Origin of the sequence: Streptomyces griseorubiginosus (genome assembly GCF_001514195.1) — a bacterium.
GTDB lineage: Bacteria > Actinomycetota > Actinomycetes > Streptomycetales > Streptomycetaceae > Streptomyces > Streptomyces griseorubiginosus.
Genome location: NZ_KQ948742.1, coordinates 68,061 through 94,051, shown reverse-complemented (window position 1 = coordinate 94,051; position 25,991 = coordinate 68,061). Strand labels below are relative to the sequence as shown.

Annotated in this window: 17 protein-coding genes and 1 tRNA gene; 9 read left to right on the top strand and 9 right to left on the bottom strand. The window is 71.3% G+C overall.

Features of this window, described 5'->3' with window-relative positions:
* The first annotated feature begins 323 nt into the window (after positions 1-323).
* A complete protein-coding gene (locus AQJ54_RS32315) occupies positions 324-989 on the top strand; it encodes a bifunctional DNA primase/polymerase (protein ID WP_062243263.1) in 666 nt (221 codons plus the stop codon).
* Between the two features lie 55 nt (positions 990-1,044).
* Positions 1,045-1,737: a hypothetical protein gene (locus AQJ54_RS32310; RefSeq protein ID WP_062025532.1), complete on the top strand. Its 693-nt coding sequence runs from the start codon at positions 1,045-1,047 to the stop codon at positions 1,735-1,737.
* A gap of 243 nt (positions 1,738-1,980) precedes the next feature.
* Here AQJ54_RS32310 and AQJ54_RS32305 read toward each other — a convergent pair whose 3' ends face one another.
* The 3 genes from AQJ54_RS32305 to AQJ54_RS32295 form a co-directional block, all read right to left on the bottom strand.
* Positions 1,981-2,970: a DUF5926 family protein gene (locus tag AQJ54_RS32305; protein WP_062243260.1), complete on the bottom strand. Its 990-nt coding sequence runs from the start codon at positions 2,968-2,970 to the stop codon at positions 1,981-1,983.
* A 123-nt stretch (positions 2,971-3,093) separates the two neighbouring features.
* Positions 3,094-3,732, bottom strand: a complete 639-nt coding sequence (locus AQJ54_RS32300) for an ATP-binding protein (protein ID WP_062025535.1) — start codon at positions 3,730-3,732, stop codon at positions 3,094-3,096.
* Positions 3,733-3,790: 58 nt separating this feature from the next.
* On the bottom strand, positions 3,791-4,618 hold the full coding sequence (locus AQJ54_RS32295; RefSeq protein WP_062243256.1) for a glycerophosphodiester phosphodiesterase: 828 nt from the start codon (positions 4,616-4,618) through the stop codon (positions 3,791-3,793).
* Between the two features lie 258 nt (positions 4,619-4,876).
* Here AQJ54_RS32295 and AQJ54_RS32290 point away from each other — a divergent pair, with 258 nt between their 5' ends.
* From AQJ54_RS32290 to AQJ54_RS32280, 3 genes are all read left to right on the top strand, one after another.
* On the top strand, positions 4,877-6,454 hold the full coding sequence (locus AQJ54_RS32290) for a S1C family serine protease (protein ID WP_062243253.1): 1,578 nt from the start codon (positions 4,877-4,879) through the stop codon (positions 6,452-6,454).
* A 58-nt stretch (positions 6,455-6,512) separates the two neighbouring features.
* Positions 6,513-6,597, top strand: a tRNA-Ser gene (locus AQJ54_RS32285).
* Between the two features lie 425 nt (positions 6,598-7,022).
* Positions 7,023-7,523, top strand: a complete 501-nt coding sequence (locus tag AQJ54_RS32280; RefSeq protein ID WP_062243742.1) for a hypothetical protein — start codon at positions 7,023-7,025, stop codon at positions 7,521-7,523.
* Positions 7,524-7,585: 62 nt separating this feature from the next.
* Here AQJ54_RS32280 and AQJ54_RS32275 read toward each other — a convergent pair whose 3' ends face one another.
* Entirely contained in the window at positions 7,586-8,521 is a 936-nt protein-coding gene (locus AQJ54_RS32275) for a DUF4231 domain-containing protein (RefSeq protein ID WP_062243249.1), read from the bottom strand.
* Between the two features lie 598 nt (positions 8,522-9,119).
* Between AQJ54_RS32275 and AQJ54_RS32265 the strand changes: the two genes are divergently transcribed.
* The 4 genes from AQJ54_RS32265 (at position 9,120) to fxsT (ending at position 17,114) form a co-directional block, all read left to right on the top strand.
* Positions 9,120-10,274 (top strand): FxsB family cyclophane-forming radical SAM/SPASM peptide maturase, encoded by a 1,155-nt coding sequence (locus AQJ54_RS32265; RefSeq protein ID WP_062243246.1) that lies wholly within the window; start codon positions 9,120-9,122, stop codon positions 10,272-10,274.
* A gap of 98 nt (positions 10,275-10,372) precedes the next feature.
* Positions 10,373-11,704, top strand: a complete 1,332-nt coding sequence (locus AQJ54_RS32260; RefSeq protein WP_248845478.1) for an aKG-HExxH-type peptide beta-hydroxylase — start codon at positions 10,373-10,375, stop codon at positions 11,702-11,704.
* Positions 11,705-11,943: 239 nt separating this feature from the next.
* Positions 11,944-13,119, top strand: a complete 1,176-nt coding sequence (fsxC, locus tag AQJ54_RS32255; RefSeq protein ID WP_062243240.1) for an FxsC protein — start codon at positions 11,944-11,946, stop codon at positions 13,117-13,119.
* Positions 13,116-17,114, top strand: coding sequence for an FxSxx-COOH system tetratricopeptide repeat protein (fxsT, locus tag AQJ54_RS32250; protein WP_062243237.1), 3,999 nt, complete (start codon positions 13,116-13,118; stop codon positions 17,112-17,114). Before fsxC ends, fxsT begins: the two co-directional genes overlap by 4 nt.
* Before the next feature lie 49 nt (positions 17,115-17,163).
* Here fxsT and AQJ54_RS32245 read toward each other — a convergent pair whose 3' ends face one another.
* The 5 genes from AQJ54_RS32245 to AQJ54_RS32225 all read right to left on the bottom strand — a co-directional run bounded on the left by AQJ54_RS32245 (position 17,164) and on the right by AQJ54_RS32225 (position 25,872).
* Positions 17,164-18,381, bottom strand: coding sequence for a toll/interleukin-1 receptor domain-containing protein (locus tag AQJ54_RS32245; RefSeq protein ID WP_062243234.1), 1,218 nt, complete (start codon positions 18,379-18,381; stop codon positions 17,164-17,166).
* Between the two features lie 27 nt (positions 18,382-18,408).
* Positions 18,409-21,168 carry a hypothetical protein gene (locus tag AQJ54_RS32240; RefSeq protein ID WP_062243231.1) on the bottom strand — a complete coding sequence of 920 codons (2,760 nt, stop codon included), beginning with the start codon at positions 21,166-21,168 and terminating at the stop codon, positions 18,409-18,411.
* The gene (locus tag AQJ54_RS45225; protein ID WP_062243228.1) at positions 21,165-22,373 is read right to left on the bottom strand and encodes a hypothetical protein; all 1,209 of its coding nucleotides are present in this window, start codon (positions 22,371-22,373) and stop codon (positions 21,165-21,167) included. The genes AQJ54_RS32240 and AQJ54_RS45225 overlap by 4 nt, the downstream gene beginning before the upstream one ends.
* Complete coding sequence (locus tag AQJ54_RS32230) at positions 22,370-23,272, bottom strand: AAA family ATPase (protein WP_062243225.1); 903 nt, start codon at positions 23,270-23,272, stop codon at positions 22,370-22,372. Before AQJ54_RS32230 ends, AQJ54_RS45225 begins: the two co-directional genes overlap by 4 nt.
* Before the next feature lie 170 nt (positions 23,273-23,442).
* Positions 23,443-25,872 (bottom strand): hypothetical protein, encoded by a 2,430-nt coding sequence (locus AQJ54_RS32225; RefSeq protein WP_062243221.1) that lies wholly within the window; start codon positions 25,870-25,872, stop codon positions 23,443-23,445.
* Positions 25,873-25,991: the final 119 nt, after the last annotated feature.

Below are 25,991 nucleotides of genomic sequence, written 5' to 3'. Positions count from 1 at the left end.
TCGTGATGGGTACGTACTCGGTAAGGACCAGGGGTGGTGGACGGTCACCCGGAACCTGGTGACCGACCCGGGCGTCTTAGCCACCGACGACCGAGCCCCATCCTCCCGTGGTGGAGGCGGAGAGAAATACGCGCGACGGCAAAACGCCATACTTCGCCACCCCCCGCTTCGCCCATGCATTTGATAGACGACGCAGTATGGGGTTCCCCTTGTCTCGGACAAGGGTGTGATGCGCCAACAGGTACGCACAGTGAAGTGATCGACACATGGTGTGATGTGGTCCTCGGTGTTGCCAGCGGTGCAACGGAAAGGAACGAGCGCTCATGCGCGAGATCCTCGGAAGGCGACGCAGGCTCCTGTCCCAGCGCAGCGACGGAAAGCCTGAATTGCTCAGCGCGGCCCTGACCTTCGCGAAGGAATGGCAGTGGCCCGTACTCCCGGGCGTGGCACCGGACCCGCAGGGCCGGGCCCGCTGCGGCTGCCCCGACCCGGAGTGCACGGTCCCCGGCGCCCACCCCTTCGACCCCGGACTCCTCGCGGCCACCGCCGACGAGCGCATGGTCCGCTGGTGGTGGACCAACCGCCCGGCCGCGCCGATCATCCTGGCCACCGGCGGCAACGCGCCCTGCGCGGTCAGCCTGCCGGCCCTCCCGGCCTCCCGCGCCCTGGCCGCGCTCGACGCCCAGGGCATGCGCCTGGGCCCGGTGATCGCCTCGCCGCTGCGCTGGGCGATCCTCGTGAAGCCGTACTCCCTGGAGCAGTTGGGCGAACTGCTGTACGCCCAGGACCACGTCCCCGGCTCCCTGCGCTTCCACGGCGAGGGCGGCTACCTCGCCCTGCCGCCGTCGGAGACCGGTCACGGCGACATCACCTGGGAGCGTGCCCCGCTGCCCGGCTCGGCCTCCCCGTGGGTCCCCGACGTCGAGGCCGTGGTGGACGCGGTGGTCGAGGCCCTCACTCGTACGGGTGTGAGCGCCCCCGAGTTGTAGGCATGTCGGGCGCGGGCACGAGGGACTGCCCGCCCCCGGTCGTTATCGTCCGCCCATGAACCTTCGTCTGCTCGCCCTGTCCGGTGCCGTGCTGGGCGCCGTCGCGCTGCCGCTGGCCGTGGCCTCCGCGGGGCAGGTGGGCGACGGGGGTCGCACGGTCGTACGCGATCTCGTGCGCTCGTCCGCGCCGCCTGCCGCGGTACGGCAGGCGCCTGGACGGACTTCTGATGTACGACCTTCCGACGCGCGGCCCTCCGATGTACGGCCTTCCGATGCCGGGGCTTCTGATGCAGGGCTGTCGGGTGCAGGGCTGTCTGCCGGACGGCCTTCCGTGGACGACGACTACAAGGCGCCGTTCGCCGGCGCGGACCGCTCCCCGCTGCTGCTCGGCCTGGGTCTGGCCACCGCCGCCCGCTGCGGTCCCGAACTGAGTTCCCCGGAGGGCATCGAGGCGCAGACCTGTGTGCTCACGCAGGGCGAGGAGACCTGGGCGCGGACCTACTACCGCAACGCGACCGGCACGGCCCTGGACGCCGTGCTCAGCCTCATGGGACCCGGCGCGCACACGGTGCAGATGCACTGCGTGGTCGGTGCCGGGGACGAGCCGGACAGCTGCGAGACGCCCAGGGAACGGACCGAGGGGGCGCCGGGCGACTACACGGCCGTCGCGGAGTTCGCCGCCCGGCGGGGCAGTGGCCCGCTGCTGCTGCGGGTCGGCAGCAACTCCGAGGACGTCACGGGCAGTTGACGCACGGCGTCGTTCCGTAAAGAGGCCCGGACACGGAAAGACCCGGTTGCTGGCGACGGGGGATGCACCAGCAACCGGGCTATTGGAACGGTAACAAGAGATCGGCTGTTCGCAAATTCGACCGCGGCGCCCCGTGGCTGATTCGGACACCGATTCGCCATCTCCCGGGGGGAGTTGTGAAGGGGGCCGTGGCCGCGTGGAGTACGGGTGCGGCTGACCGACCGGTCAGCCGCACCCGTTGTGTCAACTCAGCGTGACCTGGCGGTTGGTGAGGCCGCCGCGGGCCCGGCGCTCGTCGGCGGTCAGCGGAGCGTCCACGGCCAGGGCGCCCGCGAGCCGCTCGGCGAACTCGGCGGCCGGCTTCTCCACGTCGTCCGCGGTGATCCCGCTCGGCAGGTCCCAGACCGGGACGGTGAGGCCGTGAGCACGGAAGGAACCGACGAGCCGAGTGCCCTCGCCGAGGCTGGAGCGGCCGGCCGCGTGCAGCCGCGCCAGCGCGTCCAGAAGCCGCTCCTCGGGGTGCGGCATGACCCAGCGCAGGTGGTTCTTGTCCGGGGTCTCGCACCAGTAGGCGGCATCGACGCCGGTCAGCCGGACGGTCGGGATGGCCGCGGCGTTGGCGCGCTCCAGGGAGGCGGTCACCTCGGGCGTGGCGTTCTCCGCGTCCGGGACCCAGAACTCGAAGCCCTCGTGCACAACTGGCTCGAACGTGCCTTCGGGGTCGAGCAGTTCCTGGAGCCGCGGACCGTCGGCGGGGGCGCGGCGGCCCTCCACCGGAGTGCCGGGTGCCGCTTCCAGTGCCCGCCGGAGGGTGTCGGCCAGGTCGCGGCTGATGTCGCCGGAGGCCGTGTCGTTCTGGAGGCCCAGCAGAACCGAGCCGTCGTCGCGGCGCAGGGCGGGCCAGGCCATCGGCAGGACCGTGGCGAGGGTGACCGAGGGGACGCCTTCGGGGAGGCCGTCCTTCAGGGTCAGCTCGACGGTGGCGGCGGGGACCAGCTCGCGCAGGGCCACCCAGTCGCCCTCACCCGGGAGCCCCTCGAACGGACGGTGCACCAGCTCGGTCGCGGCCTGCGCCGCGGCCCGGCCGTGGCAGGCCTTGTAGCGGCGGCCGCTGCCGCAGGGGCAGGGTTCGCGGGCGCCGACGACCGGAACCTCACCATCAGCGCCTACGGCGCGGGCGCCCTCCGTGATCTGCGGGCGCTTGGCCTTCGTCTGGGGTCGCTTCTTGGCCATCGTGGCTGTCTCCCGGTTACGGCTCGTCTCGTACGGGCGCGAGCCTAGCCGTTCGCGACTTGGCCGACGGGAGCCTGTGGACAACCCGGGTGTCAGGCGGGTCCGTGTCAGTCGGGGCCCGTGTCAGTCGGCGTCGTCGAACGCGTCCATGAACCCCAGGTCGGATATCGCGGACACCGACGGCGCCGTGACCCGGGAGGCGAAGTCGTCGCGCCTGCGCCCGGCGTCCGGATCGTGCACGTCCGCGTGGACGATCACCCAGACCGTGACCTCGCCCCGGGCGTCGTCCCGGACGCCCCAGTCGTCGGCCAGCGCGGTGATGATGTTCAGCCCACGGCCGCCGTGCGCGGTGACCGAGGGCGTCGCCGGAGCCGGGCGGGTGGGCCCACCGCCGTCCGTCACCTCGACCGTGAGTCTGCCGGAGCCGTCCACGCGCCAGGCGGCACGGACGTCACCGTCCCCGGCCAGGGCGTCGCCCAGTGGCCGGCCGTGCTTGCACGCGTTGCTCAAGAGCTCGGAAAGAATCAGTACGGCGTCGTCGATGACCGATTCCGCCACGCCACCGCTGCGCAGCTGCCCGCGCATCCGGTGTCTCGCTTTCCCCACGCCCGCAGGGCCATGGGGTACGGCCATGCTCGACGACGTGGGCACCTCCTGTGCCACCACCAACGCCACCCCCGAGACCTCCTTCGCCCCACGCCACGGTGTGGATGCCCCATTGGCCTGTACCGGAAACCGGCCAATCACGTTCCGCCGACGCATTCGGAACGGTCGAACACGTACCGAACGCGCCGGGGCACACCCTGTGACGGAGAGGACGTCAGCGGCCCAGTCGGTCGAGCACCGCGCGCGGGCGGTTGGTGATGATGGCGTCGACGCCGAGCTCCACGCAGAGATCCACGTCCTCGGGCTCGTTGACGGTCCACACGTGCACCTGGTGGCCCGCGCGCTTGAGGCGCTCGATGTAACCGGGGTGGTTGCGCACGATCCGGATCGAGGGCCCGGCGATGCGCACGCCGGCGGGCAGCCGGCCGTCCCGCAGCCGGGGCGAGACGAACTGGAGCAGATAGACGGTCGGCAGCGTCGGTGAGGCGGCCCGCACGCGGTGCAGTGAACGCGCCGAGAAGCTCATGACCCTGACCGGGGACTCGGCGGCCGAGGCGGGCGCGTCCAGTCCGAACCGCTTCAGCAGCACCAGCAGCCGCTCCTCCACCTGGCCGGCCCAGCGCGTCGGATGCTTGGTCTCGATGGCCAGCTCCACGCGCCGCCCGGCGTCGGCGACGAGTTCGAGCAGCCGCTCCAGGGTCAGGACGGAGGTGTCCTCCCGGTCCTCGGGCCGGTAGACCCAGTCCGGCTCCTCGTCACGGGTGCGCCAGAACTCCCGCGTGCGGCGGGAGGCGAAGTCCAGGGTGGCGAGCTCGGCGAGCTCCAGCGCCGAGACCGCTCCGCGGCCGTTGGACGTACGGTTGACCCGTCGGTCGTGGACACAGACGAGATGTCCGTCCGCGGTGAGACGTACATCGCATTCGAGGGCGTCCGCGCCGTCCTCGATCGCCTTCCGGTAGGCGGCGAGGGTGTGCTCGGGAGCGTCTTCCGAGGCTCCGCGGTGGGCGACGACTTGAGTCAGCTGCTGCCGTGCGTGGGTCACCGCGTCATGGTGCCACCGCACAGGGGTACGCGTGCGAACGGAGGCATATGTATTGCGCCTCATTTGTCTTACATGGCCTATATAAAGAGCAGCCGCGGACCCACAGGCACCGCTTATGGTGCCCTGACGGCCCGTGGGAAAAGCTGACGGCATACAAAAGGACATGCACAGCTGACGCACGCCGGGCACCGCACGGCACTGGCCGAGCGTGACCGAGTGCGACCGACAAGAGACAGCCGTGGACCGAGGAGAGAAGCTGTGAGCACCGAGAACGAGGGCACCGCGGTACCCCCGGCCCCGTCCGCACCCCCCGTGCCGGTGGACGCTCCCGCGGCTTCGGCACCCCAGGCCTCCGACGCGGGCGCTCCGACCACCCCGATCCCGCCCGTGCCGCCGACCACCCCGGGCGGCGCGCAGGGACCGGAACTGGTGCACGCCGGGCCGGCCCCGTCGTACGCCTCCGCGGAGGGCGGTGCCCCGCAGCACCCGGCACCCCAGGGTGCGGGTGCCGCTCCGGAAGGCGGCTGGCCGCCGCCGCAGGTCCCCGGCAATCCGTCGTACGGCGGTGCCGCGGACGGCGCCGGCGCCGCGGGCGGGTACGACGCTCCCGGTGGAGCGGGCGCGGGTGGCTATGACCATCCCGGTGGAGCCGGTGCGGGCGGCGCTGGTCCGACGGGCGTCTGGGGTGCGGGTTACCAGCAGCCGACGCCGAAGCCGAAGAGCGGCCGCGGCGGTCTCGTGGCCGCGGTCCTGGTGGCCGCGCTGGTCGCCGGAGGCATCGGAGGCGGGCTCGGCTACACCCTGGCCAAGGACAACGACAACGGCTCCTCGACGACCGTCTCCGCCTCGGACAGCGGCGGCAGCGTCAAGCGGGACGCGGGGACCGTGGCGGGTGTGGCGCAGCGGGCGCTGCCGAGCACGGTCACCATCGAGGCCGAGTCCACCAACGGCGAGGGCGGCACCGGAACCGGCTTCGTCTTCGACAAGCAGGGCCACATCGTCACCAACAACCACGTGGTGGCCGACGCGGTGGACGGCGGCAAGCTCACGGCGACCTTCCCTAACGGCAAGAAGTACGACGCCGAGGTGGTCGGTCACGCGCAGGGCTACGACGTGGCGGTGATCAAGCTCAAGAACGCGCCGAACGACCTGAAGCCGCTCACCCTCGGCAACTCCGACCAGGTGGCGGTCGGCGACTCCACGATCGCGATCGGCGCCCCCTTCGGCCTGTCGAACACGGTCACGACCGGCATCATCAGCGCGAAGAACCGCCCGGTGGCGTCCAGCGACGGCAGCGGTTCGAACGCGTCCTACATGAGCGCGCTCCAGACCGACGCGTCGATCAACCCGGGCAACTCCGGCGGCCCCCTCCTCGACGCCCAGGGCAATGTGATCGGCATCAACTCCGCGATCCAGTCCACCGGCAGCGGCGGCCTCGGCGGCACCAGCCAGTCCGGCTCGATCGGCCTCGGTTTCGCCATCCCGATCAACCAGGCCAAGTACGTGGCCCAGCAGCTGATCCAGACCGGCAAGCCCGTCTACGCCAAGATCGGCGCGTCCGTCTCGCTGGAGGACTCCTCGGGCGGCGCGAAGATCACCACCGAGGGCGCGGGCGGCTCCGCCCCGGTCGAGGCGGGCGGTCCGGCGGCCAAGGCCGGCCTCAAGCCGGGTGACGTCATCACCAGGCTCGACGACTCGGTCATCGACTCCGGGCCCACGCTGATCGGCGAGATCTGGACCCACAAGCCCGGCGACCAGGTCAAGATCACCTACGAGCGCGACGGCAAGACCCACACGGTCTCCCTGACCCTGGGCTCCCGCACGGGCGACAGCTGACCCGCGGGCGCGGCCCAACGGTTACTCTTGTCCCCGCGCCGAGATCACCGCGGCGCGGGGTGGGTTGCCCGAGCGGCCTAAGGGAACGGTCTTGAAAACCGTCGTGGCGCGAGTCACCGTGGGTTCAAATCCCACACCCACCGCGTAGCAGGTCAGAGACTTGCAGGTCAGAAGGGGTGCCACTCTCCGGAGCGGCACCCCTTCCGCATGGGTCGTGGTAGTGGTCGGCCCCGTCACGCGGTGGGCCCGAAGAGCAGACGCGCCCCTCGTCAGCTTCGGGCCGAGTCGGCGGCGGCTTCCGTGGCCATGCTCGGTGCCTCCGTGTGCATTTCGCTGCTGTGCCGCCGAAGCCGAAGCTGATGCAGTGGTCGTAGGCATGACCTCGGTGGGCCCCCAATGATCGGCCCGCTCGGCAGAACGGCAGGTTGTCCGGGGTGAGGGAAGCGGCGTCCCGTCGGGAGGGCGCCCCTTCACTGCTCCCGGGAGCGACCGTGAAGGGTGGCTTCCGTGGTGGGACTGGGTAGGGAGGAGGGCGTCCCTGACGGTTCTACCGAGGGTGGCGGCGAGCGTGGAGCGTACGACTCGGATCGGAGTCACCGGGCACCGGGACCTCCCCGAGCCGGTGCTGGAATGCGTCAGCGCGGGGATCCTCGACGAGTTCTCCAGCCAGGGCGCGAGCGGACCCGTGGAGGCGTTCAGTGCCCTCGCCGCCGGGGCCGACCAGCTCTTCGCCGAACTCGCACTGCGGGGCGGGATCCCGCTCACGGCGGTCATCCCCGGCACCGGCACCGACTACGAGCATCAACTGGGCGGTCCTGCGGTCCGGCTCACTTTCCGCCGGCTGCTGCTGGCCTGCGCCGACCGCGTCGACCTGCCGGTGGAGCGGACCCAGGAGGAGGCGTACGCGGCGGCCGGCCGCTGGATCGTCGACCACACGGACCGGCTGGTGGCGGTCTGGGACGGTGAGCCCGCGCGGGGGATCGGCGGCACCGGCGAGATCGTGGCATACGCGAGCCGCGTGGGCGTACCGGTACGGGTGCTGTGGAGACCGGGAGCGCGCCGGCCCTGAGGGGGCAGCGGTAGCCGTCCGTACGGGAGTGATCCTCAGTCCCCGTGAATACCCCCTGCACATCACCCCCCGAACCGCGCCAACCAGTCCGTGTGCTGCGGCAGCATGAGATGTTCCGTTTCGGCGACCGCCTCTGGCCAGCGATCCTCCGCGACACCCCTGGACAGGACCGCGCGTTGGGTTTCCAGACCCTCTCGTACCAAGGAGTGGGCGAAGGAGAGCGGGTGGTGGCGGCGGGTCTCCAGCCAGGCCACGCCGGTGGCGGCCGATGCGGCGAGCAGGCCGCTCAGGTCCCAGCCGGAGACCAGGCCCGCGCTTCTGGACACCGCCGCGACCAGGGCGAGCAGGGTGAGCAGCGCCGTCAGTGCGGACCACAGGGCGGCGGACCGGCGTGCCTGCACCGCCCGGCCGCCGTACCAGCTGAGCTGGTCGAGGACCCGGTCGCGGAGGTAGATGTCCTTGCGGACGGCGAACGGCTTCTCGCGTACCGCCCGCATCGCGCGCGTGATCTGGGGGTGCCGCGGATCGTCCGGTTCGTGCCGACTGGCCGGGTCCCACAGGGTGTAGCCGGAAGATGCGGGAACAGGAGCGGGGTTCGTCCCCGGGACCCGCTCGGGTGCCGGCTCCTTCCACCCTATGCGCCGTAACCCCCGTAAATGTTCCTCCAGTTGCTGGTTGAACAGCCCGTCGGGATCGCGCACCTTGGAATGGAAGGGACCGCCGTGCACCATGTACTGCCAGGCCAACGACTTGACGGTCTCCGCGGCGTCGCGATGGGCCTGCCAGTGGGCGCGGGCCCGGCGGCGCTGGATGACGACCCCGGTGACCACGGTGAGCCCGTACAGCAGGGCGGACAAGGCGGTCAGGGCATGGCTGTCGAAGTGATCGGCCAGGGTGGCGAAGACCGTTGCCACGAGGAGCAGGGTCAGCTGGGTCATCGTGGCCCGGAACGCCTCGCTCTGGCGGTGCAGCGCCCATCGGTCGTTGGAACGGAACAACGGCGGCAGATCGTCGCTTCCTATCGTCGCGCGCGGCCCTGGAACGTTTTGCCCAGGTGTTGATGCCGCCATGGGTCACCTCGCCGAGAAGAAGACGGGAAGACTCATGGTGACTCGGAGTCGCGCGGGTGCCAACACCGCCTAGCCAAGGTGAACTTGAGGCCAGTGCCGACCAGATCAAGCCGGACAGCGGCGAACGGGCCATTGCGCGCTAGTCCTCGGTTGATCTGTGTGCTTCTCTGGGATGAGAACTGCACAGCGCCACCTCTTCCGCAACTCGGCGTCCGAGCGCCTGGTTGCGGCCCGACGCATGTTGACTTCCGCGGAGTCCGGGACACGGCCGGAGTCGGCGGGGCTTAGCGACACGGGGGGTTCATTGGAGACGTCAGCCACTGACGTGGAGTTCGACTTCGGCATGGTGAACCTCAGTGGTTCCGCGGACGTAGATGTGGGCAAGGCGCTTCCAGAGGTCCTGCGGCAGTCCATCCATCGGGTTGAGCGTGACACGTTGGAGCATCGCGAGCCCGGCGTGTCCTGTTTCCAGTCGGCTATCTGACGGGTGCGTGGGCTGCGGGGCCCGCGGGGCAGGAGGCGGCACGTGCGTGAGGTGAACCCCTTCGTCGAGTGGATCGTGAAGATCGCCCAGCCGTGCAACCTGGCGTGCGACTACTGCTACGTCTACGAGCTGCGCGACCGCACCTGGAGGCACAAGCCTGCCGTCATGGCGAACGGGACCGCGGATCAACTGGCCCGCCGTATCGCCGAACACGCCCGGCGTCATGCGCTGTCCCGGGTCCGGGTGGTTCTGCACGGCGGAGAACCGTTACTGGCCGGCCCTGCTCGAGTCGAACATTTTCTGGAGGTCCTGAACCAGGAGCTGCGTGGCACAGCTTCTTGTGATATCTCCGTTCAGAGCAATGTGACACTGCTGAACCCTTCATGGATGGCTCTGTTCCGGAGACACGGGGTGACGGTCGGCGTCAGTCTTGACGGCAGTCGCGAGGCCAACGACCGTCATCGGCGTGCCAGGAACGGGCGGAGCAGCTACGACTCCGTTCGGAGGGGGTTGGAGCTGTTGCGCAGGCCTGAGAACAAGGCGCTGTTCGCAGGTCTGTTATGCACGGTGGACATCGCGAACCCGCCGGTGCAGGTCTATGAGGCGCTCCTCGCGCACGAGCCCCGTGCCGTCGACTTCCTCCTGCCGCACGCCACTTGGGAACACCCACCGCCCGGTCACGACCCTGATCGAACACCGTACGCGAACTGGCTCTTGGCGGTGTTCGAGCGCTGGTACACGGCACCCCGTCAGAAAACTACGCGCATCCGGCTGTTCGAGAACCTCATGGACCTCGCGCTCGGTGGACACGTCCGGTCGGAGAGCACCGGACTCGGCGACACGGATTTCCTCGTCGTCGAGAGCGACGGGACGATCGAGCTGTCCGACTCGCTCAAGGCGACCCGAAACGGCGCTGCCGCCACCGGAGTCGACATCTTCGCTCACGACTTCGACACCGTCGCGCGGCACCCCGTCGTGGCCGATGCCCGCCGGGGCGGCCTTGAGACGCTGGCCGACGTCTGCCGGGATTGCGAGGTCGTGCGCCTGTGCGGCGGTGGTCTGCGTGCGCACCGTTTTCATCCCCGCAACGGCTTCGCGAATCCGAGCGTCTACTGTGCCGATCTGCGCGTCCTGACCACTCGTATCCGGGACCGTGTCCTGGCCGATGCCCCCGCACGCCTCAGGAGTGCCTCGTGACGGCCCCGGCGACCCTGCGGATGGGCGGCGCCGACTTCGCAAGTGTGGCGAGCTGTCGCCCGTCCCAGGGGGCCTTACGGGTCCTGAGGGACGGTCAGGTGACCCGGCGTCTGCTGATGTTGATGCGTGTGGCCGAAAAGGCCCGGAACAAGGCGCCGGACTTCTGGGAGGCGCGGGGGGCGGCCGCGTGGGAGTTGTGCAAGCGGGCTCTGCAGGCAGACGTCCGGGCTTTCGAGGATGTACTCCTCCATCCTCACGTAGGCGTATGGCTGGGCCGTTGCATGAGGGCACTGAACGATGACGCCCGTGTTGTCCGGGCGGACACGGACCTCGACCGGCTCGGCGGTGTGGCCGCCGCTGCCGCATTACGCGCCGGACTCCACCCTCACCTGAGCCTGCCGGCGCCGGGCTCGTTCGTCTGGCTGCCGACGCTCGGGGTCGCCAGGTTGTCCGGGGGTGCTGACGAGGCACAGCTACGTGGTGACGTACTGGATGTGGGAGGGCAGGCCTCGGTCCTCGTTGACGGGGGCGGGAGGTCGGCCGACGACACCACCTGGAACGCACGGCGTGATCTGACCGTGAGTCCCCAGGGAGGCGCAACGCCGTGGTCGGTGGTCCTGGAGGACACCGACCCCTACCGGAACGCGCACGTTCATCCGGTGGCGCCCGAACAGACGGCTGCGGAGACGCGGGCGTGGCAGAGGTCGGTGGCCTCGGCGTGGGACGTGGTGCTCCGACTGGTCCCGGAGCGCGCCGCTGCCTGCGCCGCGCTGTGGAAAGCCCTGGTGCCGCTGCGGCCCCCGCGGACCGGGCGGGGAGTGAGTTCCTCGGCGCGGGAGGCCTACGGAGCGATCGCGGCGTCTTTCACCCCGGATCCGGTGCGGCTGGCCGAGACTGTGGTTCACGAGAGCGCGCACATCGCCTTCTGGGCCCTCGCCGATCTCACCGATCTCACGGACCCCGAGGACCGTACGCTGCAACGGGTCGGCTGGCGCAAGGACGCCAGGCCGATCGGGGCGGTACTCACCGGGACCCATGCTCACCTGGCCGTGCTCGAGTTCTGGCGCCGACGCGGGCAAGAGCTGAGTGACGGCCCGGCCCGCCACGCTCGGACCCGGTTGCACCACTACGGCGTACAGGTCGTCGACGCGCTGCGGATACTCCAGGCCCATCCGGCGCTCACGCCCATGGGGGCGCGCTTCGTCTCGGCCATGGTCGACGAGGCGGCGCGTTGTGGTTATTCCGTGCGCCCCCTCCCCTCCGTTCGCCTCAACTGCCCCTCACACCATCGGGTGGCATCGCGGGAAACGCCCGATCCCGCGCGACGGTACGGAGTCTCCTCGTCAGCACAGGGTCTGGCGGGCTTCGCTGTGTCCTCAGCCGGGTGTCGAGAGAAGACCGTCGACGAGACGACGCCGGGGGCGAGCTGATATATGAGGACGCGGTGGCACGGCGGAAACGCGATGGCGCGGCGGAAAGCCGCGAACGCACGGGGAGCGGCGAGACCGCGACGCACGGGCACACCAGTAGATCTTCGCCATGTCCGGAACAAACATCGACGTGGTGGGGCTGGTGGTGACGAGTCTCGCGGCATGTGCTCCGCGCTCCTTCGGCCTGTCGCCCGAACCGGCTTGTCCCGGGACCGCGTCGCCATACGGGAGCAGCCATCGTGAGCCACTTCTACTTGAGTCACGTTCGCACCGTCGACGAGGAGTGGGTCGCGTCGTTCTTTCATGACCTCTGCCGAGTCGTCGCACGGCGGACCGGACGCTCCCCCGAGGCTGTGGGCGTCCGTGGGAAGCCGCAGTCGGCCGAGGTGTCGGTTGATCTGCTGGGCCGGTCCACCGTGCTGGTCGTGCTGCACTCGCCGCGGTATTTCAGCCAGTCCTACTGCCGGGCCGAGCTGTCCTACTTCCAGCGGCGGCTCAACATGCAGCGGTCCCGGACCGGTCGCAGCGCCGACGCGGTGGTCACCGTCAGATGGGAACCCGACCTGGCGCACTCGCTGGAGGCCGTCGGCCCGTACCCGCCTCTCGATGTGCGATCGGAGGCCTACCGGCGTGACGGACTGCTGCACCTGCTGCGGTTGAAGGCGCGCTATCGCGCCGAGTACGAGGAAGTGCTGGAGGCTGTCGTCGACCGCATCGTCGCGGCCGGGGAAAAGCTTCCCGAGGTCCACGGGTTCGACGCCACCGGCAGTCATGCACCCGTCGGCGCCCCCTCGCACGTGGGCAGTCAGGAGGTCAGTTTCGTCGTCGCGTCCACGGCCAGGGACGACGCGTCCGACGAGCGGCACTCTCTCCAGTACTACGGGAAGACGGTCCTGGACTGGTCTCCGTACGCACCCGGGGAGCACGAGGCTCTGGTCTCTCTGGTGAAGAACACCGCCACGGCGCTCGACTTCACCGCGACCGTGCTGCCGCTGGACGAGCAGACCGTCGACCGGATCGTCCGGGAACAGGACCCCGAGCAGCTCGTCGTGCTCCTGGTGGACGCGTGGGTGGCGATGCGGCGGGACGAACACCGGCTGCTGGCGGTCGTCGACGAGCGGAATCCCGAGGCGACCACAGCGCTCGAACCGAGGGCCCGCGACGACACCGAATCGGCCGAGTGGGCTGCCACCCTCGACGATCTCCTCGATCGCACGCTTCCCCGTATGCGTGGACGGCGCACCGAGTACGAGCGCTGGAAGTTGCTGGACGTCGAGAGTTTCACCTCTTCCCTGCGCAAGGTCCTCATCCGCCTCCAGAACGAGGCGCTCAAGTCAGTGGAAGCCGTTCAGTCGCCGGCAACGCCGACCGAAGGTCTACACACGTTTCCCCTGCTCGGAAGGTATTCCTCATGACGTTCGACTCGGGTGACGCCGGCACCCGCGAGTCCGGCACGATCGTGACGTTCTACTCGTTCAAGGGTGGAACCGGTCGCACCATGGCCCTGGCGAACATCGCCTGGATCCTGGCCAGCAACGGAAAACGTGTACTAGCCATGGACTGGGACCTGGAGGCGCCGGGTCTGCACCGCTACTTCGCTCCCTTCCTCGTCGACCCGGAACTCCGCTCCACACCCGGCGTGATCGATCTGATCCGTGAGTTCGATCTGGCCAGGCCGAGGCCGGCGGACGGCGACTACAGCCGACAGGCTCGGGTCGATCGCTTCGCCTCCGCGCTGACGTGGACCTTCGACAGCGGCGGCTACGTTCTCTTCGTCTCCCCCGGCCGGAGGACTCCCGAGTACTCCGAAAAGATCAACACGTACGACTGGCAGGGGTTCTACGAACAGCGCGACGGCGCCGCGTTCCTGCATGCGTTGCGCGAGGACATGCGGAGCAACTACGACTACGCCCTGATCGACAGCCGTACGGGCTGGAGCGACACGTCCGGCATCACCACGGTCCTGATGCCGGACGTGCTGGTCAACTGCTTCACGCTGAACACCCAGTCGGTGGACGGCAGTGCCAGCGTGGCCGCGGACGTGCGGCGGGTCGCCCCGCATGTCAAGATCTTCCCCGTTCCGATGCGGGTGGAGGACGCCGAGCAGGAGAAGCTGGCGATCAGCCGGGGGCATGCCCGCCACCGGTTCCAGGAGTTCCTGAAGGACACTCCTCGGGCTGCCGATCCCGACAGTTACTGGGGCTCCGTGGAGATCCCCTACAAGCCCTTCTACGCGTACGAAGAGGTGTTGGCGACCGTCGCGGACACGCCCCGCCAACCCGCCTCGCTTCTGGGGGCCTATGAGCGCCTGACCTCGGTGATCACGGACGGCCAGGTCACCGCTCTGCGGCCGGTCGACGAACCGGTGCGCAGGCAGTTGCTCGCCCGCTTCCAGCGAGCACCGGTGCCCGGGGGCCGTCTCCTGCCCCGGGTGCGTATCGACTATGCGAAGCGTGACGGTGCCTGGGCGGAGTGGATCGAGGCCCAACTGCGGTCCGCGGGCATCACGGTGGGCCTGCGCGGAAGCAGCTCTTCCGAACCTCTGCCCAGCGGGTCAGAGAGCGGGGCCGACGTGGTCGTCGCCCTTCTCTCGCCCGACTTCGCCACGACGCCGGTCGCCGACGAGGTGCGGGCTCTGGTGGCCGCACCCGAAGGGCCCCGCATCATCGGCCTGCGCACCCGGGAGCACCAACCCGAGCCGACGTTGCGCGGACTGCCCGGATTCACTCTGGTGGACGCGCCCGCCGAACAGGTTCTCGGCAAGGTCTTCGCCATGCTGGAAATCGATGCCCCCACCTCCGCCGCCGTCACCGGGAGCACCGCCTTTCCGGGGCGTGTTCCCGGGGTTTTCAACGTTCCACGCCGCAACAACTCCTTCACCGGCCGCGACGTGCAGCTGGAGCGGCTGCGGAGCAAGCTGAGCGCAGAATCGCTGCGCGTGGACACGCCGGTCAGCCGAGCTTTTCTGTACGGTCTGGGTGGAATTGGTAAGACTCAGATCGCGCAGGAATATGTCCACCGTTACGGGTCCCAGTACGACCTGGTGCACTGGATCCCGGCGGAACAGCCCAACCGGATTCCGCAGCTTCTCGCGGAGCTCGGGCTCGAGCTGGGAGTTCTGGGAGACACGGTGGACGAACGTGTCCAAGCGACCATGACGGCGCTGAGGAGTGCCGATCACGGCCGTTGGTTGTTGGTCTTCGACAACGTGACCGACAGCGAGGACACGAACGGCCACGCCAGCAACCGGGACGAGGGAGACACGACGGTGGAGCGGTACCTTCCAGCCGAGGGGCCGGGTCACGTCATCCTCACCGCCCGGCGTTCTCCCCACCGAGAGACCGACACGGCCATGGAGGTCGACTCCTTCACCAGGTCCGAGAGCATCGCCCTGCTGCGGCGCAGGGTGGACGGGCTCTCGGTGGCGGACGCCGACCGGATCGCCGACACGCTGGGCGACTTCCCGATGGCGATGGAACTGGCGGCGGCCTGGCTGCGACAGACGGCCATGCCTCTGGACACCTATCTCGACCAGGTCAACAGCCGGGTCAGTTCGGTCCTCAGCGGAGGGGAGGACCCCGGAGGCAGTCAGCAGACGTCCCTCCTGGCGGTCTGGCGGCTCACCGTCGACCGGCTCGGCAACGAGCGGCCCGCGGCGGTGCGCCTCCTCGAGATCTGTGCCTTCCTGTCCCCGGAGCCCATCGCGCACTCCCTTCTCTACAGCGACGCCATGCGCAACCGGCTCGCCGAGGAGACCGGTGACGAGTCCGTGCTCGACCCCATGGTGATGGGGTACCTGATCCGTGACCTCGGCCGCTACGCACTGGCCACAGTGGACCAGCAGAGCGGGTCCATCCAGGTGCACCGGCTGGTCCAGGCCGCGGTGCGCGAGTGGCTGGGAGAAGACCGCGAACGCAGGGAACGCACCCAGCGCCAGGCACAGCTCGTGCTCGCGGGCGCGCTGCCCTCGGCCGCCTCCGCGGAGGACAGCACGACGGTCCGGGAGAGGTTCGCGGAGCTGCTGCCCCACCTGGAGCCCTCCGAAGCACTTTTCAACACCGACGCGCGGGTGTGTGAGTGGGTCATCCGCCAGGTCCGCAACCAGTGGCGGATCGGGGACCACCGGGCAGCCGCCGCTCTGGGGCAGAAGGCGCTCAGTGCCTGGACGGACTCCCTCGGACCGGACCATCATCTCCGGCTGCGACTCGCCACCCAGGTGGCCAACCCCCTGCGATCGCTGGGCCGCTATCAGGAAGCCCACGCCTTGGACGCCGACACCCTGCGCCGGCAGCGCGAGCAACTCGGTGAGGACGACGGCTACACCCTGATGACCGCCCGGAACTACGGCGGTGACCTTCGGGGCCTCGGCCGGTACCAGGAGGCGTTCGACGAGGACGCCAGGACGTACGAGCTCTACCGGAACAGTCCGCACTTCGGCCCCGACCACGAGGACACCCTCCGGGCCGCCCACAACCTCGGTGTGTCCCTCATTCTGGCGGGCAGGCCCGCCGAAGCCCTGGAACGGGCCACCGAGACCTATCAGCGGTCGCGGCAGGCGCTGGGCATCAAGCACCGGCTGACCTGGGCCTTCGCGGTGAGCGCGGCGCTGGACCGCCGGGAGACGGGCGACTACCAGGGAGCCTTCGATCTGCTCAGGGACATCCGCAATCGGTTCGTCGCGATCCTGAAGGACGAGAAGGCCGACGACGTGCTGAGCACGGACGCGTCCCTCGCGGTGACCCAACGCCGTCTCGGCAACTACGCCGCGGCGGAGGCACTGACGCGCTCCACCCTGAACATGTACCGGCAGCGCTACGGCGAAGCGCACCCCGACACCATGTCGTGCACCGCCAACCTCGCCTGCGACCTGCTCGCTCTCTCGCTGACGGACCCGGCCAAGGGAGAGGAGGCAGTGGAACGCGGGCGGCAGAACTTCGGCGCCTACCGCGAGCGCCTCGGACCCGAGCACCCGTTCTCCCTGGCGGCCGCGACCAACCTCGTGGCCATCCTCAGGAGCCGTGAACTGACCGAGGAGGCGAGGGAACTCGCCGACGAGACCCTCCCGAGCCTCGTCGAGCGACTGGGGCCCTCTCACCCCGCGACCTTGGCCTGCCGGGCCAACCGAGCCGGAGTGCTGGTCGCGCTTGGCCGTTACGAGGAGGCGCTGGCCGAGGACGAGGTGACGCGCGAGGCGTACCGCGACCTCTACCGCGATCATCATCCGAGGGTGCTCTGCGCGGAGTACAACGTCGCCCTGGACCGCACCCTGATGAGGGACGACGACGCCGAGGAGAGCCTCAGGAGGGCCACGTCCGAGGCCGAGCAGGAATTCGGTCCGGAACATCCGCTGATTCAGGTGATGCACGACCGCAAGCGCATCGACTTCGACCTGGAGATGCCACCGACCTGACCAGGCGCACGACCCGGCCGCCCCGGCGTCACAACCGGGGACGGCCGGGTCAGTTGCTCGATGTCGTCCCGTACCGCCGCACGAACCGCCGGACCGTCCGGTTCATCTCCTCCTCCCGCCATGCGGGCAGCCCCTCCAGGCGGGTGTGGGCGCCCGTGGTGCCGAGGAGGGTTCCGTCGACCACGAAGAGGAACAGCAGGCCCTCCGGGTACGCCGTGTCGAGTGCTCTCACCAGGTCGGTGTCCGGCGGGTGGGGGACGATCACGACCACCGGGCCGAAGTCGTGCTCGTGTTCGCGCAGGGTCTCCTCGTCGTGGATGTCGAACTCCTCCAGGAGTTCCTCACCGATACGTTCGACCAGGTCGGTCAGCACGCCGGTGCCCGCCGTGAGCGGCACGACGAAGTGGTCCCAGGGCAACGGCTGTTCGCTGGCCCGGTGGATGTAGCGGCGGGCTGTGTCCGTGGAGAGCGCAGGCAGCACCGCGACCCTGGGGGAGCCCGCGTCCAGCACCCCCCGCATCCGCGCCGCCTCGTCCACCGGTACCCGGGCATGCGTCACGCTCAGCTGCACGAGTTCCCGGGAGGCGTCCGGGCCCGACAGGGGCAGCAGTTCGGTGAGGGCCGCGCGCAGCGGGTCGGACACGGGCTCGCTCGGGCGTTCCGTCAGCAGACCCGAGGCGAGCCGGTGCCGCATGAGCGGGGACAGCGTCTCCAACGGCACCCCCAGCGTCGCACCGGCCCGGCTCAGGCTCTCCGCGTCCACCTCCCGCAGATGGTGGACCAGTCGGTGATGCACCTTGGCTCCGCTCAACTCCGCACGCATCAGCTCAAGTTGGGGACTTATGTCATGCCGTACGGCGTCGATGTCGTCCTTGCCCGGCCACTCCACCATCTGTCGCCGGTGCGGACTGAGCGAGCCGAGGCCACTCCTCTCCAGTGCGTCCAGGGTGACTTCGGGCAGCATCAGCAGGATCACCGGGAAGCCGTCGTGCCGGTTGCGCAGTTCGGCCATGGCCAGTTCGTTCTGCACGTGCTCGGACTGCAGGGCATGGCTCGACACGATCAGGAGCATGCCGTGAGCGCTGCCCATGCCGTCGGAGATGGCCGCCATCCAGTCCTGTCCCGGCACCAGGGACTCCCGGTCCACGACGACCGGCTCGCAGCCCTCCTGGTGCAGCAGTTCCTCCATGGCACGGCGGGCCGGCCAGCAGTTGCAGGGACAGTCCACGGGTTCGCTGCGACTGAGGAAGACATGGGGACCGGGCATCGGACTCCTCGTAGGGGCGGTCTCGGGTCAGCGGGCGGGCGGGACGAACGGGTCCGTCTGCTCGTTCGGGGGCGGGTGAGCGGTGGGGCGGACCCGGAACCAGCGCGTGCGCGTGGCGTCCAACGCGACCGTGACCACGCCGTCGGCGGCCGGACGGAGCACCTGGGGCGGGCCGTCCCGCTCCTCCTGAGCGAGCTCGATCAGCTCCGTCTCCGTGGTCGCGTCTTGCAAGGGCACCCGGGCCGTGACCGGCACCCCGACCGTGCTCGTCACACACAGCACGGTCTGGCCCGCGTGGTCCCTGCGGACCCCGCTCACCCCCGCGACCCCGGTCGGCACCCGCTCCACCCGCCCGTGGCGCAATGCCAGCTGACCGGCCCGCGCCGCCAGCAAAAGCCGTAGCGGCGAGGGCTCCTGGCCGCTGGGCGCCAGGACGGAAGAGGGGACCTCGTGGCAGCCCGGGAGCGCCAGCAGCAGCGCCGCCTGGGGGTACGCGAGCCCGTCCGGAAGGGCCCACCCGAGGTACGGCCGAGGGGGCGAGACGGACTCGGCGCCCCCGTCGATCCCCGGATCCGGCGGCGGCCCCAGCTGTATGTGTCCCGGGCCGAAGGGTGCCGTACCGGTCGTGACCACCGTGGCCCGGGGATGTGCGGCGAGGAGATGGCGCAGGCGGTCGACCAGTGGCGTCGGCCAGCGGTCCGTAGGGCCGGTGAGGCGGAGTCCGTCGACCGGTTGCTCCAGCAAGTCGTGCGCGCGGTACAGGAGTTCGGCGTGGGGGACGGTCTCGTCCGGGGGTGCCAGTTCCGCCAGGACATGCAGTCCCTGGTCGCGGGCCCGGGTCAGCAGAGCGGAGAACTCCGGTGTGCCCGGGGGCAGGGAGGCGGGGAGGCAGACGTGGCCGATGCCCCAGCGGCGGACTCCCGGCGGCAGTACGGGGTTCCGGGCCGGAAGGACGACCCCGACGCTGTCCCGGAGTGGGGCCGGGACCATCTCGTCCGGCGGGGCCGGCAGGGGGCCCGGGGTGAGGAGCCGGCTGCGGCCGTCCTCCGTGCGGATCTCCACCTCGCCGCCGTGTCCCGACACCAGCAGTTGTCCGCCGGTGGCCGGATGGACGTCTCGTACCCGGAAGGGCATCGGCACCGCGTCGGCCGCCCCGCCGTCCGGCCAGGCCAGCCGCAGCAGCCGGTCACCACCGTCCGCCGCCACCACCAGGCCGGCCTCGGGAAGCACCGCGAGAGCGGACGCCGGTTCCGGCAGCACACCCAGCACGGTGACGGCGGCAGGGCCCGGGTCCTCTCCTTCGAGGCCTGTGCTCGTACGCGATCCCCACACCCGTCCGTCGGCCGTACCCCACACCACCGCCCCCGACGCGGGGTCGCCGCACAAGGCCGTGACCGCCGTGTCCGTCCGCCAACTGCCGCGAACCGTGCGTAAGACCAGGTCGTGGAGTGTCACACCGCCGTCCCCGTCCGCGGCGGCGACCAGGCCCGCCCGGACGGAACACCAGAGGCGGACCACCTGGGCCGGGTGCGGGAGCGTGCGTAGGACGCGGTCGGGATCGCCGTCGTCGACGAGGAGGACGTCGGTACCGGTGGCCAGGCACAGCACTCCGCGCTCCGCCGTGCGGGACCAGCCCACGGCCGTCGGCGGCACCGACAGGGGATGCAGGACGGCATCGGCGCCGCCGTCCGCGGCTGTGGTGATCACATGCAGTCCCTTGCCACTGACCACCGCCGTGGCCGGTGGCCCGGCGTCGGCGACCGCCAGCACCCTCGGCTGGTCGGGGAGTTCGACCGGGAGGACGTACTCGCCGTCGTCGATGCGCAACACCGTTCGGCCGTCTGCGGTCGTGGCGGCGGCCGCCCGGTGGCCGGCCCGCGCGCACAGCAGGCTGCCGCCCAGCTCGGCCTGCGCGGCCAGCAGCGTGCCGTCCGTACGCGTCTCGGCGGCCACGCTCACGTTCAGGGCGGCGTGCTCGCCGTCATGCAGGGCCAGTTCGTGCCACTGGGTCCCGGGCAGCGCCCCGCGCAGCCGCAGACGGACTCGGCCCGCACCGCTCGCCCCGCAGACCAGCGCCCCGGGCTCCGGGGGCCGGCTGAGGACCAGGCCGTCCGCCATGGGCCGTACGCCGATGTCGACCTCGCCGTGCACCAGCGCCCGCACCGCCCGCAGTTCCTCGGCGTCGGCCCGGTCCGCCAGGGCGGGTGGCGGCTCCATGCCCAGGCGTTCGGCCGCCATCACCCGCAGTCGCCAGGCCGGCTGCGACTCCCGTACGGCTTCGGGCAGTCGGGGCAGGAAGCGCAGGATCCAGCGACCGGCCTCGGCCGACGCGCCGCTGTCGGCGAGCACCTGGCCGTAGAGGGGGGCCAGGATCCGCTCGATGGCGGCCTCGGAGAGGGGCGGGCCGACGGTCGCCGACCACAGCAGCTCCTCGAAGCCGCGGACGAGGGGCGGCGCGCGGCGGTGCGCGTCACGGGTGAAGTCGCGGACCAGGGAGAGCAGATGCGGATCGTGGTCGTGCAACTGCCGGCGCAGTTCGGCGCTCACCTCCGGGTAGAGCACCAGGGCGCGGCTGTCGGCGGCCTCCACGAGCGGAGAGAAGCACAGCCTCGCCTCCAGTCCGGCGCCGCTGTCCGGGGCGAACCGGAGGCGGGCGCCCCGCAGGAAGTAGGGCTCGGCCTGGGCGGCCAGGCACAGCGAACGGGCCAGGCGCACCACGTCGGGCTGGTGCCTGCGCTGTTCCGCGATCAGCCGGTGGGCGCCGCCGCGTTCGGCTGCCGCCGTCATCGAGGCTGCCCGGCACGCCGCGGATCCCGCCGGGCGATGGTCTGCGCGAGCCGTACGGACACCCGCCGGTCCAGCGGGACCAGCGCGACCGTTCGCCGTACGGCCGCGGGGTACTCCTCGGCGGGATAGGGCGTCAGGCACACGGTCCGGCAGCCCGCCTCGCGCAGCCTGCGCAGATACGGCAGCCAGCTCGTCGGCGAGGAGTGGTGGCGGCCGGGCAGCGGCGGCTGAAGGTGTCCGAGGTCGGACAGCAGCAGGACGGGCTGTCCGTGCGGCGGCACCGGGTGGGGTTCCCAGGTGCGCCCCCGGTCCCGGCTGACGCCCTGGGCGATGCGCAGGTCCAGTACGCGCAGTCCGCCCGGCGGCAGGATGCGGGCGGCGAGCCGTGCGATCCACTCCTGGTCGTGCCGGAAGGGCCGCATCGACTCACCGCGATCGAGCAGCAGCAGTGCTCCGGCCCGGGTGGTGAGGCGGCGCCGGTAGGGCACCCGGGGCCGGGCGACCGGGCCGCCGGCAAGATCGCGCACCACCAGCTCCACCAGCCGGGGGTGGTCGACCGCGCGTCCGGTGGTGAAGGTACCGGCCACCGCGAGGAACAGGGCCCGCTCGGTGCGCGGGTTCCACGGCGGGGCGGGCCGGGGCAGGGCCGTCGGCCAGGGCATGTCGAACTCCTCGGCACGGCCGAGGAGTTGCTCGGTACCGTCGGCCGGAGAGTCGGTGGGCGCGAACTCCTGCCACACCGGCAACCGGGTCTCCCGGGCCGTCGGCGGACGTCCGGCGCGGATCAGGAGCAGCGAACCGCCGGTCACCGTCCGGGGGGTCGGGGGTTGTTCGTCGGGGGTCGTCGGGGAGGCGGCCGGGTCGTGGCGGTACGGCGGTGGGGCGGTGTCTTCCCGACCGGGCCGGCGTGCGGTGTGCGGAGGTGAGGACCCGGTGTTCGGCCGGACCGTCGGGCCGGTGCCGTTGGCGCGGGCCGTCGTACGGTCGCCCCGGGAGGGCTGTGCCGCGTTGGCGGGACGGCGGTTGCGACCGTCGGGCGCGGTGACGTCCGCGGCCGGGGCGGGGTCTTGGTCGGCGGACGGCCGGGAGGGCAGGGTGAACCCCAGGGTCCTCGCGAGCGTGGCCAGGTCGTCCGGGTCCGACACCCGCAGGGCGCGGGCCGTCCGCAGCAGGTCGCCCAGCCGGGCCGGGCTCCCCGGGCTCATACGGAGGTGGCAGGGTCGGGCGAGGCCTTCACCATGGCGAGCCCCGCGACCGCCCGCCACTCCGGTGAGTCCGCCGTCAACTCCAGATGGCGGCAGGCCCGCAGGGTGTCCAGGAACTCGGCGGTGCTCGCCGCGGGCCCGGTCGCCACCGACTCGTACGCGAACAGGTCGGCCAACTCCAGGGTAAGTGCCTCGTCGTAGGCGTCGCCCATATGTAACTGTGCGACCTTCAGGAGGTGTTCACGACCCGGCGGGCGCAGGCGCAGCAGGATGCAGCGGCGCAGGAATGCGGTGGACAGTTCCCGCTCCTCGTTGCTCGTGATCACCACCAGGGGTGCGCGGGTGTCCTCGGCCGCCGTCACCGTCGAGCGGTCCGGGCCCGTGAAGCGGAGGTTGTTGAGCGGATCGAGCAGGGCGTCGGGGACGTCCGGATCGGCCTTGTCGATCTCGTCGATGAGGACCACGGCGGGCCGGTCGCGCAGGTCGGGCGAGCCCTCCTCGTCCATGGCCGGATCGAGTGCCTTCCACAGCGGGCCGGGCCGGAAGTACGCCCGCGAACCGGGGTCCTGGAGCGTGCCCCGGGTGGCATCGTTGAGCTGGCGGAACGCCTCCTCGCGCCAGAGCAGGTCGTGCGGTTCGGTGCGGGCGGTGACCACCTCGGCGTAGTAGCGGAAGCGCATCAGCCGGGCCACGTTCGGGGCGAGCGCCGACTTCCCCGAACCCGGGGGGCCGAGCACGAGCAGCGGGCGTCCGGAGGCGAGGGCGACATTGACGGCCAGGACGGTCGGGTCGTCGAAGAGGTAGACCTGTTCGTCCAGGCGGTCCGTGCCGCGGGCGGGCGTGAGACCGTCCGGCGCGGGTTGGTCCGGTTCCTCGGCCGGGTCGAAAAGCTTGATCAAGCCTACTGTCCCCCCATCGTCGGCCCACGGCTCGGGGGGCCGCCCCCGTTGCACTCTTCCCCATGGCGCGCACGCTCACTACACCGTCGGCGAATTTGGCCGACGGGACGGTTCCTCCAGTGCGCGAGCGGCAGCCGCCCGGCCGTCAGCGGGCGACGGGCGGCTTGCTGTCAGCTCCGGCGGCGGCGCCGCATCCGAATCTCCGGGAAGACCGTGTCGGTCCCCGGCGGTGGCACCGCGGCGGCCGGCCGGGGCCGGGAACCGACGGTCACGAGGTTCACCCGGCTCAGCCACAAGGCCCGGCGCAGGCCATCAGGTACCGGCAGGTCGGGCCACGGGTCGATGTCGAGGAACATCACCGCCGAGGACTCCAGTGCCGTCAGATCCCGCAGGTTCGGGCAGCGCAGCACCCGGACCGAGCGCAGGGATCGGCATCGGGCCAGCTCGGGCAGCGCGACGAGCGACGGGTCGTCCGCGAGTACCAGCGAGCGAAGACCGGGCAGCCGCGGCAGCACCTCGGCCAGCCCGTCCACCGGCCCCGTGCAGCGTAGTGCGGGTACGGCGGTACCCGCACGGAGCAGGGCGCGCACCTCGGCGGACGACCGTACGCTAGCCCGCCGTACGGCCGGACGCGGCGGTGGGCTCGCGGCCGGCAGGCGCCGTGGCGAGCCGCCCGGCGTCGCGAGGACGCTGCGCACGGGACCGGCGGACGTCCCGGCGGCAAGCAACTCGGCCAGCAGGGCGGCGAGTTCCGCGGAGGGGTGGCGGCGCAGCACGGTGTCGGCGTCCGTGCCGAGGGTGTACGCGAGATGGTGGGCCGCCAGGTAGGTCCTGACCTCGGGATTCGGGAAGGCCACGGTGTCGGGTCCGGGGCGGAAAACCACACCGGCGCGGTCGGCGAGCGCGGCCAGCAGGTGTTCGGGTGAGGCGGAGTCGGAGCTCCCGGTGTCGCGCAGGGCGCTCAGGGCGGTCCTCAGCGGGATGTGGGAATCGTCCAGCCCGAGGGTGGCGACGGCCAGCCGTCCGGACGCGGCCCGCAGCACGCTGTCCGGCACCGGGCTGGCGGCGAGGCCCGGTACGGGCGGGGCGGTCGTCTCCACCCGCGGCCGGCGCCACACCGCCGAGACACCGGCGCGCAGCAGTTGATGGCGGGGAATCCGCACGGGTCGGGCCGCGGCGCTCGTGGCCCGCAGCAGCGCGGCAGCGGCGGCCGGACGGTCGGCGACGCCGACGAGCAGCGGGTCGGAGTCGCACCGCGGCAGCAGCGCGCCGAGAGCCTGCCGGTCCTCGGGGGAGGCCGCCGCACGGGAGTCCAGGAGGGCCCTGACGTCGTCCGGGGACAGGGGAGTCAGGCCTACGACCCGGAACGTGTCGCCGAGCCGGGACCAGGGCACGCCGGTGCCGTTCGTGGCGATGACGCACGGGGCGTCAGGGTGGGCCTCCAGCAGGTGCAGCAGCCACTCCCACACGGCGGCACGGTTGCTCGCGGGCACCGCGTCCAGGTCGTCCACGGCCAGGAAGGCCTGCCCGGACCGCAGCCGGCGGGACGCCCAGCCGGCCGGTTCCTGCGCGGCGGCGAGCGGGGCGAGCGTCGGCACCATCCCGTCCAGCCGGGGCAGGGCCCCCGACCGGGCCGACAGCACGAACGGGACGCGGCATCCCCAGGGGGCACGGTCGGCCGTGGTCGGCGCTGCCGGAGCGCCGTCCGTCCGCGGGCGCACGCCGGGCACTTCCGGGAGGGGCCCGGCGGTCACCTGCCCCGGTACGGTGCCTCCTGGCACCCGCTCCGACGCCCCGCCCAGCGCCCGGGCCGCGAGTCGTGCGAGCTCCGTGCTGTGGCCGGCTCCGGCGGGGCCCACGAGGACGATCCGTCGGCCCAGTCGCGGCAACAGATCGGTGGGCAGGGCGTGTTCCGGGGTGTGCCCGGCGTCGGCGGGGCCGCGGGAGACCAGGGTGCGGGCGACCGGGAAGGGCGGCAGGGCCGGGACAACCTCCTTGCGGAAACGTTCCGTGAAAGCCGCGTCGTCCGCCGAGAGCGCGTCGGGTGCGTCCTCGGCGGAGCGTTCGTCAAGCTCGGGAGTCGGCGCTCCCACCGTGACCATCTCGGCCATCCGGGCCACGATCCCGTTGAGCACCCGGTCCAGCGCCTGCCGGTACCGCGGCGCCTGCATGGTCAGCAGCGCCAGCCCCAGCGAGCGGTACTCCACGGGCTGGCCCGCGGAGAAGACGTCGGCCGTCATGACAGGCCCCGGCAGCCGCCGCTCGACCGGCTCCCAGACCAGCGGCAGAGCCGGCTGCGGGGCGACCCCGGTCCGGGCCTGCCCCAGACTCCGGCGCAGCGCCAGCACCGCCCAGTCCCGCTGGGCCGGACCCTCGTTGAAGTACGCGGGGCTGCACAGCGCCAGTACGACATCGGCGGTCCTCGTGCCGTACGACCCCTTCCCGGGGTCCCCGTCGGAGAAGGCCGGTGGTACGAGGCGGTGGAACCGCGGCCCGTCCCCGGTCTCCAGACGCCGTCTCAGCTCGTCCAGGAATCTCGCGACCCAGGCCTCGTCCCTGCCGTGCGCATAGCTGACGGCGTAGCGGTACACGGGCACCATCTCATCCCCCGTATGTGGCTTGCGTACCTCGTTTCCAGTTTCGCACGAGTCCGGGTGGCCGACCGTGGCACAATCCAGTCCGTCAACTCGTAACTATTGATACTTTATTGGCGAATTGT